The sequence below is a fragment of the Novosphingobium sp. PC22D genome (genome assembly GCF_002556635.1).
Lineage (GTDB): Bacteria > Pseudomonadota > Alphaproteobacteria > Sphingomonadales > Sphingomonadaceae > Novosphingobium.
Window position 1 is genome coordinate 623,781 of record NZ_MWMO01000002.1, and the last position, 12,969, is coordinate 636,749.

The 12,969-nt window shown below is 68.2% G+C and carries 12 protein-coding genes; 7 read left to right on the plus strand and 5 right to left on the minus strand.

Annotation, left to right across the window (positions count from 1 at the left end):
* Positions 1-3: 3 nt before the first annotated feature.
* The 4 genes from B2G71_RS06415 to B2G71_RS06430 are packed head-to-tail and all read left to right on the plus strand — an operon-like array spanning position 4 to position 2,280.
* Positions 4-654: an HAD-IA family hydrolase gene (locus B2G71_RS06415; protein ID WP_098104880.1), complete on the plus strand. Its 651-nt coding sequence runs from the start codon at positions 4-6 to the stop codon at positions 652-654.
* Entirely contained in the window at positions 651-854 is a 204-nt protein-coding gene (locus B2G71_RS06420; RefSeq protein WP_098104881.1) for a hypothetical protein, read from the plus strand. The genes B2G71_RS06415 and B2G71_RS06420 overlap by 4 nt, the downstream gene beginning before the upstream one ends.
* Entirely contained in the window at positions 851-1,549 is a 699-nt protein-coding gene (locus B2G71_RS06425; protein ID WP_098104882.1) for an ATP12 family protein, read from the plus strand. The genes B2G71_RS06420 and B2G71_RS06425 overlap by 4 nt, the downstream gene beginning before the upstream one ends.
* Positions 1,546-2,280 (plus strand): hypothetical protein, encoded by a 735-nt coding sequence (locus tag B2G71_RS06430; protein ID WP_098104883.1) that lies wholly within the window; start codon positions 1,546-1,548, stop codon positions 2,278-2,280. The genes B2G71_RS06425 and B2G71_RS06430 overlap by 4 nt, the downstream gene beginning before the upstream one ends.
* A gap of 53 nt (positions 2,281-2,333) precedes the next feature.
* Here the strand turns inward: B2G71_RS06430 and B2G71_RS06435 are convergent, their stop codons facing one another.
* Genes B2G71_RS06435 through B2G71_RS06450 form a run of 4 tightly spaced genes read right to left on the minus strand, consistent with a single transcriptional unit; the run spans position 2,334 to position 5,862 of the window.
* Positions 2,334-2,933, minus strand: a complete 600-nt coding sequence (locus tag B2G71_RS06435; RefSeq protein ID WP_098104884.1) for an ABC-type transport auxiliary lipoprotein family protein — start codon at positions 2,931-2,933, stop codon at positions 2,334-2,336.
* Positions 2,934-2,968: 35 nt separating this feature from the next.
* On the minus strand, positions 2,969-3,907 hold the full coding sequence (locus B2G71_RS06440; RefSeq protein WP_098104885.1) for an MlaD family protein: 939 nt from the start codon (positions 3,905-3,907) through the stop codon (positions 2,969-2,971).
* Positions 3,908-3,916: 9 nt separating this feature from the next.
* A complete protein-coding gene (locus B2G71_RS06445) occupies positions 3,917-4,750 on the minus strand; it encodes an ABC transporter ATP-binding protein (protein ID WP_098104886.1) in 834 nt (277 codons plus the stop codon).
* On the minus strand, positions 4,747-5,862 hold the full coding sequence (locus B2G71_RS06450) for an MlaE family lipid ABC transporter permease subunit (RefSeq protein ID WP_098104887.1): 1,116 nt from the start codon (positions 5,860-5,862) through the stop codon (positions 4,747-4,749). The genes B2G71_RS06445 and B2G71_RS06450 overlap by 4 nt, the downstream gene beginning before the upstream one ends.
* A gap of 140 nt (positions 5,863-6,002) precedes the next feature.
* Here B2G71_RS06450 and B2G71_RS06455 point away from each other — a divergent pair, with 140 nt between their 5' ends.
* The 3 genes from B2G71_RS06455 (at position 6,003) to B2G71_RS06465 (ending at position 11,209) form a co-directional block, all read left to right on the plus strand.
* Positions 6,003-8,843, plus strand: a complete 2,841-nt coding sequence (locus tag B2G71_RS06455) for a valine--tRNA ligase (RefSeq protein ID WP_098104888.1) — start codon at positions 6,003-6,005, stop codon at positions 8,841-8,843.
* A 174-nt stretch (positions 8,844-9,017) separates the two neighbouring features.
* Positions 9,018-9,752: a 7-carboxy-7-deazaguanine synthase QueE gene (locus B2G71_RS06460; protein ID WP_098104977.1), complete on the plus strand. Its 735-nt coding sequence runs from the start codon at positions 9,018-9,020 to the stop codon at positions 9,750-9,752.
* The gene (locus B2G71_RS06465) at positions 9,749-11,209 is read left to right on the plus strand and encodes an MATE family efflux transporter (protein ID WP_098104889.1); all 1,461 of its coding nucleotides are present in this window, start codon (positions 9,749-9,751) and stop codon (positions 11,207-11,209) included. Before B2G71_RS06460 ends, B2G71_RS06465 begins: the two co-directional genes overlap by 4 nt.
* A gap of 16 nt (positions 11,210-11,225) precedes the next feature.
* Here B2G71_RS06465 and B2G71_RS06470 read toward each other — a convergent pair whose 3' ends face one another.
* Positions 11,226-12,917 carry an ATP-binding protein gene (locus B2G71_RS06470; protein ID WP_098104890.1) on the minus strand — a complete coding sequence of 564 codons (1,692 nt, stop codon included), beginning with the start codon at positions 12,915-12,917 and terminating at the stop codon, positions 11,226-11,228.
* Positions 12,918-12,969 lie beyond the last annotated feature (52 nt).

Consider the following 12,969-nt stretch of genomic DNA (forward strand, 5'->3'; position numbering starts at 1 on the left):
CGCATGAAGCTGGCGGTATTCGATTGCGACGGCACCCTGATCGACGGGCAGGCCTCGATCTGCGAGGCGATGGAAGCGGCCTTCGCGGGCGCCGGGCTCACGGCACCTTCGCGCGCGGAGGTGCGCCGCGCGGTCGGGCTGTCGCTGCCGCAGGCGATCGCGCGGCTGCTGCCCGAGGCCGACGAGGCCGCGCGCGGCGCGCTGGTCGACGCCTACAAGGACGCCTTCCGCGCCGCGCGCGCCGATGGCCGCCTCTCGCAGCCGCTGTTTCCCGGCATCGCCGAGGTGCTCCACGCGCTGAAGGCGGCGGGCTGGACGCTCGGCGTCGCCACCGGCATGTCGGACCGGGGGCTCACGCATTGTCTTGCCGGCAACGGCATCGCGGAGTTGTTCGTCACGCTCCAGACCGCCGACCGCCATCCCTCCAAGCCGCATCCCGCGATGCTCGAACAGGCGCTGTTCGAAGCCGGCGCCGCGCCCGACGAGGCCGTGATGATCGGCGATACCGCGTACGACATGATCATGGCGCGCGATGCGCGGGTACGCGCGATCGGGGTCGACTGGGGCTATCACCATCCCGAGGAACTGCGCGAGGCGGGCGCCGAATTCGTCGCCGAAACGCCCGAGGACCTCGCAAGGTACCTCACGGCATGAGCGATCCCGCGCGCGACCGGTTCTTCGCGATCCAGGCGGTGCGGATCGCCGGCGTCGTGCAGGTCGTGATCGGCATGCTGATCGCGGCCGAGTCGATCGCGCTGCCGGCATGGGCGGGCTATGTGCTGCTCGCCAATGGCCTGATTGACACCTTCGTGATCCCCCTGCTGCTCGCGCGGCGCTGGCGGAGCCCGAGATGAAGCGGTTCTGGCGCGAGGCGCGGCCGGTCGAGCACGAGGGCGAGTGGCAGGTCGCGCTCGACGGGCGCGGCGTGAAGACGCAGGCCGGCCAGCCGCAGCGCGTGCCGAGCGCGGCGCTGGCGCGGGCCATGGCCGGGGAATGGGCGGCGCAGGGCGAGCAGGTCGATCCCACGGCCTTCGTGCTGCGCGACCTGGCCGACTACGCGCTCGACGTCGTCGCGCCCGACCGCAACAACGCCGCGCGCGCGCTGCTCACTTACGCCGAGACCGACACGCTGTGCTATCGCGGCGATGAAGGCGATGCGCTCCACGCGCGCCAGATCGACGTCTGGGAGCCGCTGCTCGCCCGCGCCGAAGCACGCTGGGACGTGCGCTTCCCGCGCGTCTCGGGCGTGATCGCAACGCCGCTGAGCGCCGAGACGCGCGAGCGCATGGCCGCGGTGCTCGAGGCGTGCGACCCGTTCGCGCTCGCCGCGCTGACGATGCTCGCGAGCCTGTCCGCTTCGCTCGTCGTCGCGCTCGCCGCGCTCGAGCCCGATGCCGACGCCGAAGCACTGTGGGCCGCCGCCAATCTCGAGGAAGACTGGCAGGCCGAGCTGTGGGGCCGCGATGCCGAGGCCGAGGCGGCGCGCGCGACCCGGCTCGAGGCGTTCCGCCAGGCGATGCGCTTCGCCGCGCTCGCGCGGGGGGAATGAAGCTCATCCTCAGCCGCAAGGGCTTCGACAGCACCGCCGGGCGCGCGCCCTCCCCGATCGTCGGCGGCGTCCCGGTCTCGCTGCCGATCCCGGCGGCCGACCGCTCGGCGACCACGTACGCCGATCGCGGGCTCGGCGAGACGGTCGCGGCGGCGACGCGCGGCAGGATCGGCGGCGAGGCGCTGTGCCACGACGATCCGATGTTCGCCGAAGGGCATGTCTGGTTCGGGCAATGCGGCGCGGCCGAGGGCCACTTGCGCAAGCACGGCGTCGGACCGGGCGACGTCTTCGCGTTCTTCGGACTCTTCGCCGAGCCCGGAACCGGCGAGCGCCATCACCGCATCTTCGGCTGGCTGCGCATCGCCGCCTGCGGCGCGCCCGAGGCGGTGCGCGCGCATCCCGCATGGCGCGAGCCGCCGCGCGCGCATCCGCACCTTGCGGGCGAATGGCCGCGCAACAACGCGCTCTATTTCGGCCCCGGCGCGACCGCGCGCAACGCCTCGCCCGCACTGCGCCTGACGCGCCCCGGCGGGCCGCTCAACACCTGGCGGGTGCCCGGCTGGCTGCGCGCGCGCGGCCTGAGCTATCACGCGAACCCGGCGCGCTGGCTTCCCGGGGACGAGCTCGACAGCGCCAGGCGCGGTCAGGAATTCGTCTGCGACATCGGCGAAGACGCTACGGCGCGCGCCTGGATCGACGCGGTGATCGCAGCCTGCGCCGCGCGCGGCTGACCGCCTCCCGCCCGCGCGCGATCCTTCAGTCCACGCCCGCCGGTGCGATCAGGTCAGCCCTTGACCCACTCCGCCACCTCTTCAGCGACGTCGTTCGCCGCGCGGTTGAGCGCGGGGGCGACGCCCACGGCTTCGGGCGGGATGCCGGGAATGGTCTTTTCGAACCGCCGCGTGCTGACCGAACCGTCGGCATTGGAGCGCATCGCCTCGAAGCTGACCACCACCGACTGGCTCGGCGCGTCGTAGCCCATCTTCAGCAGCCGTCCGCCGACCATGGTCTGACCCGCGACCTCGAAATCGCCGCCCTCGACGACGATGCGGCCGGTCTTCGCGCGTAGCGTCTCGGCGAGCAGCGCGCGGAACTGACGCGCCGGCTTTTCGACCCAGGCGACGTCCTTGAGGTAGGCGATCGTCGCCGCATCGACGCGCACCGGCACGCGCAGCATATCGAGCGAGCGGTCGGTATCGGGATTGAGCACGACGATCGCGTCGGACATCTTACCGCTCGAGGTCGCGCCGGGATCGGCGGACAGGCGCGGCGTGAGCGAGATGAGCTGGTCGGGCGTCTTGCCGCCGAGCCCGAGGCAGCCCGACAGGGCAAGGCTCGCGGCCATGGCGAACGCGGCGCCCCGCAAGCGACGTGATGCGCGCATGGTGTGCAACCCTTCCTTCCTCACGGTTCCCTGACTCACGGCTCGTAGTCCGGCAGCTTCTGCCCCTTGAGCAGCGCGCCGGCGCCCTGTTCGTCGATCTTCTCGGTGACGTTGCGCAGCGCCTTGCTGGTCGCGCGCAAGTCCCGGATCGCGGCCTCGGCGGCGGGCAGCGTCGATTCGGAAACCTGCCGCAGCGCGGGCTGCGCGGTGTCCATCGTCTTGTCGAGCGTGTCCATCGCCTTCTGCGCGGAGGCCAGCGTCCGGCGAAGCTGGATGGCGAGGCTCGAGCCCTCGTCGCCGAGCAGCGCATCCGCCTTGCCGGCGACGCCCTCGAAAGCGGCGAGCGTCTTGGTCGCCTGGTCGAGCGTGGCCGACAGTTCGACCATCGCGTTCTTGAACTCGGGCGTCGCCTGCGCGAGGTCGGCGGTCATCCGGTTGGTGTTGGCGAGAATACCCGTGAGCGAGCGCCGGTTCTCCTCGTTGAGCAGCAGGTTGAGGTTCTCGGTCAGCGTCGCGAGCCGTTCGAGCAGCAACGGTGCGTTGGCGAGCAGTTCGCCCAGGCCGCCGCGCTTGGTCGGGATCACCGGCACGCCCTCGGGCCCGGGCTCCTCGATCCGCGGCGCGCCTTTCTGCGCGCCTTCGAGCTGGATGTCGGAAACGCCGGTGAAGCTGCCCTGGATGGTCGCGGTGGTGCCGATGGTGATGGGCACCTTTTCATCCACCTCGATCCGCACGCGCACGAAGCTGGGGTCCTTGGGCCACAGCTCGATCTGGCTGACCTGGCCCACCGGCACGCCCGCGTAGGCGACCTCCGACCCCTTGGCCAATCCGTCGACGGATTGCTTGAAGAAGATGTCGTAGCGGTTCTGCGCGCCCTCGTTCAGCCGCGCGATCCAGATGACGAACGCCGCCACCAGCGCCAGCAGGACAAGTGTGACGGCTCCGACCCAGACGTGGTTTGCCCGTGTTTCCATTCGCTTGCCTTATGGCCCTCCGTCCAGGGACTTGTCCATTGCCGCATGCTCCTCGCCGCGTTCGTGCGTCGCGAGCGCGGCGCGGCCGCGCGGTCCGTTGAAATATTCCTGGATCCAGGGATGATCCAGCGCGAGCAGTTCGGGAATGGTTCCCACCGCGATGACCTTCTTGTCGGCGATCACCGCGACCCGGTCGCAGATCTCGTAGAGCGTATCGAGATCGTGGGTGATAAGGAACACGGTGAGGCCCAGCGTTTCCTTCAGTTCCTTGGTAAGCTGGTCGAACGCGGCCGCACCGATCGGATCGAGCCCGGCGGTCGGCTCGTCGAGGAACAGCAGCTCGGGATCGAGCGCGAGCGCGCGGGCAAGCCCGGCGCGCTTCTTCATGCCGCCCGAAAGCTCGGAAGGATACTTGAACGCGGCCTCTTCGGGCAGGCCCGAGAGCCGCACCTTGAACTGCGCGATCTCGCGGCGCAGCTCCTCGGTCATGCGCGGATAGAACTGCTTGAGCGGAACCTCGACGTTCTCGCCCACGGTCAGCGTCGAGAACAGCGCTCCGCCCTGGAACAGCACGCCCCAGCGCGAGCGGATATCGATTTCATCGTCCGCCTGCTGCTGGTCCATGTCGTGACCCAGGACCGTGATCTCGCCCGCGACCGGACGCTGGAGGCCGATGATCGAGCGCATCAGCACCGACTTGCCGGTGCCCGAGCCGCCGACCACGCCGATGATCTCGCCCGCGCGCACCTCGAGATCGAGATCCTCGTGCACCACGTAGCCGCCGAAGGCGTTGGTCAGGCCCTTGACGACGATCGGGCACTGGTGATCGGGATCGATGCTCATTCCCAGCCGATCTTGGTGAAGAAGATGGCGAAGAACGCGTCGAGCACGATCACGGTGAAGATCGCGGTGACGACCGACTGCGTGGTCCTGAGGCCCACTTCCTCGGCGTTCGACTTGACCTGCATGCCGTGATAGCAGCCCGCCAGCGCGACGATCAGCGCGAAGACCGGCGCCTTGATCAGCCCGACCCAGACGTCGGTGATCGGCACCACTTCCTGGGTGCGCTGAATGAAGGTGAGGAAGGGAATGTCGAGCGCGAAGTTCGAGATGAAGGCGCCGCCGACGATCGCGATCACCGCCGAATAGAAGCCGAGCAGCGGCAGCATGATCATCGAGGCGGCGACGCGCGGCACCACCAGCGTTTCCATCGGCGAAACGCCGATGGTGCGCATCGCGTCGACTTCCTCGGTCAGCTTCATCGTGCCGATCTGCGCGGCGAAGGCGGAACCTGAACGGCCCGCGACCATGATCGAGGTCATCAGGATGCCGAGTTCGCGCATCGACAGGCGGCCGGTGAGGTTGATCGTGTAGATCTCCGCGCCGAACTGCGCGAGCTGCGCCGCCCCCTGCTGGGCGATGACGATGCCGATCAGGAAGCTCATCAGCCCGATGATCCACAGCGAGTTGATGCCGATGTACTGCATGTGGTGGACCATCGCCGTCCACCGCATCCGGCCGGGGTGGCGCGTGAGCGTCCCGAAGCTGACGATCAGCGCGCCGAGGAACGAGAGGATATCGACGATGCCCCGGCCCCAGTTGAGGATCAGGTCGCCGATCTCGCCGAGCGTGCGCATGAGCAGGTTCGGCGGCGGCTCGAACTCGGGCTCGTCCGCCCGGACGCTGGCGACCGCCTTGAGCAGGCGGCGGGCCTGCTCGCTCTCGCCGACGATCTCGGCCTCGTGCTCGCGCGCGAGGCGATCGACCAGCCAGGCGCCGGTGGTGTCGATATCGGTGACTTCGGACAGGTCTACCCGGTCATAGCCGCTCTCGATCGCATCGAGTTCGGCGTCGAGGCGGCCGAGCGAATAGACACGCAAGGGTCCACGCAGCGCGAGCGTCGCGCCGCCGCCTTCGCCCTGTTCGGACAGCGTGTAGTCAGCCCATTCGCGCATCGGTCCCCCGTCATGGGCGAAAAACCCTGAGGCGGCAAGTGGTTCCCCTTCCGCGACGGATGCGCCCTGCCCTCGGCGCGCGCGCGTGAAACCAGCGGCCATCTTGCGCGCGCGCGCGGGCGCTGGCAAAGGCCCGCGCCATGACCGAGGACACCATCACAGCGACGCTCGACAAGACCTTCGATCCCGCCGCGATCGAGGCGAAGTGGTACGCGCACTGGGAGCAAGGCGGCCTGTTCCGCCCCGAGCGGCCCGATGCCGCGCCCTTCACCATCGTCAATCCGCCGCCCAACGTCACCGGATCGCTGCACATCGGCCACGCGCTCGACAACACGTTGCAGGACATCGTCGTGCGCTACGAGCGGTTGCGCGGCAAGGACGCGCTGTGGGTGGTGGGCACCGATCACGCGGGCATCGCCACGCAGATGGTCGTCGAGCGCCAGTTGGAGCTGCAACAGGACAAGCGCACCAACTACACCCGCGAGCAGTTCGTCGATAAGGTGTGGCAGTGGAAGGCCGAGAGCGGCGGCACGATCACCGGCCAGCTCCGCCGCCTCGGCTGCTCGATGGACTGGAGCCGCGAGCAGTTCACCATGGACCCGCACTTCACCGAGGCGGTGGTGAAGGTGTTCGTCGACCTCTACAACGAAGGCCTGATCTACCGCGACAAGCGGCTGGTGAACTGGGACCCGAAGCTGGGCACCGCGATTTCCGACCTCGAGGTCGAGACGCGCGAGATCGACGGCCATTTCTGGCATTTCAAATATCCGCTTTCCGACGGTTCGGGCCATATCTCGGTCGCGACCACGCGGCCCGAGACGATGCTGGCCGACATGGCGGTCGCGGTCCATCCCGACGATGAGCGCTACAAGCCGCTGCTCGCGCGTGGCGCCAAGGTGACGCTGCCGATCACCGGGCGCGAGATCCCGATCGTGGCCGACGAGCACGCCGACCCCGAACTCGGCTCGGGCGCGGTGAAGATCACGCCGGGCCACGATTTCAACGACTTCGAGGTGGGCAAGCGCGCCGGCATCGCGCCCGCGCAGATGCTCAACATGCTCGATGCCGAGGCGAAGGTGTGCCAGACCGCCGACGGCCTCGTGCCCTCCGATCTGATCGGCCTCGACCGCTTCGAGGCGCGCAAGCGCGTGGTCGAGCTGATGGAAGAGGACGACCTGCTCGAAAAGGTTGAGGAGCGCGTGATCCAGACGCCCTACGGCGATCGCGGCGGCGTGGTGATCGAACCCTGGCTGACCGACCAGTGGTACGTCGACGCCAAGACCCTCGCCCAGCCGCCGATCGCGGCGGTGAAGTCCGGCGCGATCGAGATCGTGCCGAAGAGCTGGGAAAAGACCTTCTTCAACTGGATGGAGAACATCCAGCCCTGGTGCGTTTCGCGCCAGCTCTGGTGGGGGCACCGGATTCCGGCGTGGTATGCTCCTAAAATTCTATCCTCATTCGAAAGCACATCCTTCCAATCAGGATTCACAATCGACGGAAAGAAGCCGCCAGAGATAACTAATCCCAATATCGTTGTTGCCGCCTCGCTTGATACGGCTCTTGTCGACCTTAGGAAGCTGTATCCAGCCGGTATCGATTTTTGCATTTGCGATACTTGGGAATCTTATCGTCAATGGTTTGTCGATGTTTTTGCTAACCCAAATCATCCCGGCCGCCAGGGAAAACAAATTCCTGTCGTTCGGGACAACGACGTCCTCGACACCTGGTTCTCCTCAGCGCTGTGGCCCTTCGCCACGCTTGGCTGGCCGGACGCGGACGCGCCGCTGCTGAAGAAGCACTATCCCAACGACCTGCTGGTCTCCGGCTTCGACATCCTGTTCTTCTGGGATGCGCGGATGGCGATGCAGGGGATGCACTTCATGGGCGAAGTGCCGTGGAAGCGGCTCTACTTGCATGGCCTCGTGCGCGCAGCGGACGGGCAGAAGATGTCGAAGTCCAAGGGCAATGTCGTCGATCCGCTCGGCCTCATCGACCAGTACGGCGCCGACGCGCTGCGCTTCTTCATGGCCGCCATGGAAAGCCAGGGCCGCGACGTGAAGATGGATGAGAAGCGCGTCGAGGGCTATCGCAACTTCGCCACCAAGCTTTGGAATGCGGCGCGCTTCTGCCAGTCGAACGGCATCGGCGCGAGCACCTCGGTCGAGGCTCCGCAGGCGACGTCGGCGGTCAACAAGTGGATCGTGGGCGAAGTGGTCGAGACGCTCGCCGAACTCGACAGGGCCATGGCCGAGCTGCGCTTCGACGCCGCCGCCAACACCATCTACCACTTCGTCTGGGACCAGTTCTGCGACTGGTACATCGAGCTTATCAAGGGCCAGTTCGACGAGGAGACCAAGCGGGTCGCCGGCTGGGTGCTCGACCAGATCCTCGTCATGCTCCACCCCTTCATGCCCTTCGTCACCGAAGAGCTGTGGAGCAAGATGGGCGACCGGCCCGACCATCCGCTGATCACGGCGCAATGGCCCACCCCCGCCGCCACGGTCGATCCCGAGGCCAAGGCCGAAGTCGAGTGGCTGATCGCGCTCGTAAGCAACCTGCGCGGCGCCAAGGCCGAACTCGGCATCGCGCCGGGCGCGCGGCTCAGCGCCTATCTCGCCGATCCCTCCGCCGCGACCCGCGCCGTCATCGAACGCAATCCGGGTGCGATCGACCGGCTCGCGCGGCTCGACGGCATCGCCTTCGAGCCCGCGCCCGCAGGCGCGGCGATGCAGATCGGCGCGGGCGACGCGACGCTGGTCATCCCGCTCGAAGGCGTGATCGACATCGCCGCCGAGAAGGCGCGGCTCGAGAAGGCGCGGGCCGCCGCGCTCAAGGAGGCGACGGCGCTCGAAGGGCGTCTCGCGAACCCCAAGTTCGTCGAGAAGGCCAAGCCCGAGGCGGTCGAGAAGGCGCGCGCCGACCATGCCCATCACGCCGCCGAGGCCGAGCGCCTAGGCGCGGCGCTCAAGCGGCTGGGATAGGGCACGAGCGGCGGGGCGTCGTCTTGGCGATTTCCTACGCGCGCGACCTCTGCCAGTAAGGGGGGCGATGCCCATGCCCGACCGCCTTTGCCCCGTCCGCGAAAACCCCGCGATTGCGGGGGCCGGACGGTTTCGTCAGGACACCGTCAAGTGCGTCACCCCAGGGGCCGCGCCGTGGCGCTGACGCTCGCCTGCACCGTGCCGGGCGAGCCCGAGATCTTCGCCTCGATCCAGGGCGAGGGCATCTCGGCGGGCGCGCCCTGCGCCTTCGTGCGACTGTCGCGCTGCAACCTCGCCTGCGCGTGGTGCGACACCGCCTATACCTGGCGCTTCACCGGCGACAACCGCCCCCACCGCGACGCGCGCGCCTTCGAGCGCAAGGCCAACCAGATCGCGCTCGACGAGGCCGACGTCGCCGCGCGGATCGCCGCGCTCGGGCAGGCGCGGCTGGTCGTGACCGGCGGCGAGCCGCTGCTGCAGGGCGCGGCGCTCGCGCGCATGCTGGCGCTGCTGCCCGGCGTGCGCGTCGAGATCGAGACCAACGGCACCGTCGCGCCGCACCCCGCGCTCGACCCGCTCGTGGCGCAGTTCAACGTCAGCCCCAAGCTCGCGCACAGCGGCAATCCGGCCGATCTTGCGCTCGTGCCCGAGCGGCTCGCCGCCTACGCCGCCGACGAACGCGCCTGGTTCAAGTTCGTCGTCTCCGAGCCCGACGACCTCGACGCGATCGAGGCGCTGCGCCGCGAATACGCGATCGCGCCCGAGCGCGTGTTCGTGATGCCCGAGGGCCGCGACAGCCAGAGCCTGCGCGCGCGCGGGCAGTGGCTCGCCGAAGCCTGTCCGCGCTTCGGTTACCGCTTCACAGACCGCTTGCATATCCATCTGTTTGGAGACACACGAGGGACATGAACGAGGCGCCGCCCGTGATCGCGACCAAGGCGGCGTCCGAAGGGGCGGCTCCGCTCGAAGCGCCGCGCCGGGTCGATGCGCCGATGAAGGGTGACCTCACCCAGGGCCCGATCCTCAAGACCCTGCTGCTGTTCGCGGTGCCGATGCTGATCGGCAACGTGATCCAGTCGCTCAACGGCTCGATCAACGCGATCTGGGTGGGCCGCCTGATCGGCGAGAGCGCGCTGGCCGCGACCGCCAACGCCAACAACGTGATGTTCCTGCTGTTCTCGGCGGTGTTCGGCTTCGGCATGGCGACGACCGTGCGCGTCGGCCTGCACTTCGGCGCGCGCGACGTACCGGCGATGCGGCGCAGCTTCGGCACGGGGCTGGGGTTCTGCTCGCTGATCGCGATCGCGACCGGCCTGGCCGGCTGGATCTGGACCCCCGCGATGCTCGACGCGCTTTCGACGCCCGAGGCGAGCAAGCTGGAAGCGCTCGCCTACCTGCGGGTGATCTTCGTGACGATGCCGCTCGGCACGATCATGCTGCTGGTCTCGATGGGCATGCGCGGTGTCGGCGATTCGAAGACGCCGCTCTACGCGATGCTGCTCACCGTGCTGCTCGACATCGTGCTCAACCCGCTGCTGATCAGCGGACCGGGGCCGATCCCCGCGCTCGGCATCGCCGGCTCTGCGATCGCCACGGGCATCGCCAACTTCATCGGCGCGACGGCGATGATCGTCGTCATCTACCGCAAGGACCTGCCGCTGCGGCTGCGCGGCCCCGAACTGCGCTACCTGATCCCGAGCAGCCGCGAACTGGCCTACGTCGTCGGCAAGGGCATCCCGATGGGCGCGCAGATGCTGATCATCGCGTCGGCGGGGCTGGTGATGATGGGGCTGGTGAACCGCGAGGGGCTCGATACCGCCGCCGCCTACGGCGCCTCGCTGCAACTGTGGAACTACATCCAGATGCCGGCGATGGCGCTGGGCTCGGGCGTGAGCACGATGGTCGCGCAGAACGTTGGCGCGGGCAAGAACAAGCGCGTAGGCGAGATCACGCTCAAGGGCATCGGCGCGAACGTGGTGATGACGGGCGTGCTCGCGGTGCTGCTGGTCGTCTTCGACCGTCCGCTGCTGGCGCTGTTCCTCGGCGGCGAGAGCAGCGCGATTCCCGTGGCGCGGCACATGCAGATGATCGTCACCTGGTCGTTCGTCCTGGTCGGCGTGACGATGATCCATGTCGGCACGATGCGCGCCTACGGCGTCGTCATCCTGCCGCTGATCGTCTTCGCGGTGGCGCTCTACGGCGCGCGGCTGAGTTTCTATTCGCTGCTCTATCCCGTGATCGGCTCCGAGGCGCTGTGGTGGGCCTTCCCCTTCGGCTCGGTCGCCGCCGTCGCGCTGATGAGCCTCGCCTACGTCTGGACACGCCGCCGCGAACGGGCAGGCGCTTTCAGGCATATCGCGGATTGAGCGCAGGAGGCGGGCGCTACCGCCCCTGCGCGCGCCAGCGCTGGACCGTGCGCAGGACCATCTCCTCGTCGCCGCCGCTCTGGTTCCACAGATCGACGAACGAGGGGTCGTCCGAAGCCGGGCGCTTGTAGTCCTCCAGCTCGTCGAACGAGACGCGGATCGGGATCGAGACGCCCTCGCCGCAGATGATGCACTCGCGGTTGCGCAGGGCGGGGATAGAATCGAGGAACCCGCGCGCGCCTTCGGGCATCGCCGCGCGCACGAACGCCTGGTCGCGGTCGTTGTTGAGGCGCATCGCGATGATCGTGCCACACTGCGAAAGCACGCCTTCGGCGAGGTCGGAGGGGCGCTGTGTGATCAGGCCGAGCGAGATGCCGTACTTGCGGCCCTCCTTGGCGATGCGCGAGAGGATCTTGCCGACCGAGGAGCCGTCGGCGTTCTTCTCGTTGGGAACATATCGGTGCGCTTCCTCGCAGACCAGCATGATCGGGCGGGTGCGCTCCTCGCGACCCCAGACCGCGAAGTCGAACACCAGGCGGCTGAGCACCGCGACCACGGTCGAGGTGATGTCGGAGGGGACGCCCGAGACGTCGATGATCGTGATCGGCCGTCCGCGCGCCGGCAGGCGGAAGATCTTGGCGAGGAACTCGGCCATCGTATCGCCCACCAGCATTCCCGAGAACAGGAACTGGTAGCGCGGATCGGTCTTGAGTTCGTCGATCTTGTTCTTGAGCCGCAGATAGGGCGCGCTGGTGCGCCCCTTGTCGAGCTTGCCCATCTCGTTGCTGATGATCGTGGTGAGATCGGACAGGAGATAGGGGATCGGCGCGTCGACCGTGATCTTGCCCATCTGCTCTGCGAGGCGGTTCTTCATCCGCGCCTCGAGCAGGCACTTGGCGAGAATCTCGGCGTCCTCCTGCCGCGCGTCGCCGCGCGAGGTGAGCAGGATCTCGCAATGCTCCTCGAAGTTCATCAGCCAGTAGGGCATCTGCAGGTTGGTGACGTCGAGGATCATGCCCGAATGGCGGAACGCGGCGCTGTATTCGCCGTGGGGGTCGACCATCAGGATGTGGCCCTCGGGCGCGTGCTCGCAGATCTTGTGGAGGATCAGCGCCGCGCTGGTCGACTTGCCGGTGCCGGTCGAGCCGAGCAGCGCGAAATGCTTGCCGAGCATCGCGTCGACATAGAGCCCCGCGCGGATGTCCCTGGTCGGATAGACGTTGCCGATCTGGATCGTCGAGCGGCCGTCGCTGGCGTAGATCTGGCGCAAGTCCTCGCTGGTGGCGGGATAGACCAGCGCGCCGGGGATCGGATAGACGGTGACGCCGCGGCGGAACTTGTGGATCTTGCCGGTCAGCCGCTCCTCGTCGCCCTCGCCGAGGAAGTCGGCCGAGGCGAGGATGCCGCCGGGGATCTTGGTGTCCTTCTTCTGGCTGCGCACGCTGGCGAGCAGCCAGCTATTGCCGACCCGCACCTTGACCTGGCTGCCGACCTGCCCGGACAGCGCCACCGAGGGGTCCGCGTCGGACGAGCATTCGGACAGCCGGTTGAGATCGAGCGCGATCCGGCTGCCCGAGCCGCCGATCTCGAGCACCATGCCGATCGGCTCGTGCGCGTTGTCGACCCGCTCGATGCCCGATTGCGTCGTGACTTCGCGGTCTTCGGCGACTCGCGAGGTCTGGAATTCGTTCGAACTCAATTCGGTCATCTGGCACCCTGGGCATTCGCGAAAGCAAGCCCGGGCCTAGATTATCGCCGTT

Bases quoted from the DNA above. Each gene is read 5' to 3' on its own strand.
- B2G71_RS06440 (WP_098104885.1), bottom strand. From the start codon at position 3,907: ATGGAAACACGGGCAAACCACGTCTGGGTCGGAGCCGTCACACTTGTC.
- B2G71_RS06450 (WP_098104887.1), bottom strand. From the start codon at position 5,862: ATGCGCGAATGGGCTGACTACACGCTGTCCGAACAGGGCGAAGGCGGC.
- B2G71_RS06470 (WP_098104890.1), bottom strand. From the start codon at position 12,917: ATGACCGAATTGAGTTCGAACGAATTCCAGACCTCGCGAGTCGCCGAA.
- B2G71_RS06455 (WP_098104888.1), top strand. From the start codon at position 6,003: ATGACCGAGGACACCATCACAGCGACGCTCGACAAGACCTTCGATCCC.
- B2G71_RS06435 (WP_098104884.1), bottom strand. From the start codon at position 2,933: ATGCGCGCATCACGTCGCTTGCGGGGCGCCGCGTTCGCCATGGCCGCG.
- B2G71_RS06415 (WP_098104880.1), top strand. From the start codon at position 4: ATGAAGCTGGCGGTATTCGATTGCGACGGCACCCTGATCGACGGGCAG.
- B2G71_RS06420 (WP_098104881.1), top strand. From the start codon at position 651: ATGAGCGATCCCGCGCGCGACCGGTTCTTCGCGATCCAGGCGGTGCGG.
- B2G71_RS06465 (WP_098104889.1), top strand. From the start codon at position 9,749: ATGAACGAGGCGCCGCCCGTGATCGCGACCAAGGCGGCGTCCGAAGGG.
- B2G71_RS06425 (WP_098104882.1), top strand. From the start codon at position 851: ATGAAGCGGTTCTGGCGCGAGGCGCGGCCGGTCGAGCACGAGGGCGAG.
- B2G71_RS06445 (WP_098104886.1), bottom strand. From the start codon at position 4,750: ATGAGCATCGATCCCGATCACCAGTGCCCGATCGTCGTCAAGGGCCTG.
- B2G71_RS06430 (WP_098104883.1), top strand. From the start codon at position 1,546: ATGAAGCTCATCCTCAGCCGCAAGGGCTTCGACAGCACCGCCGGGCGC.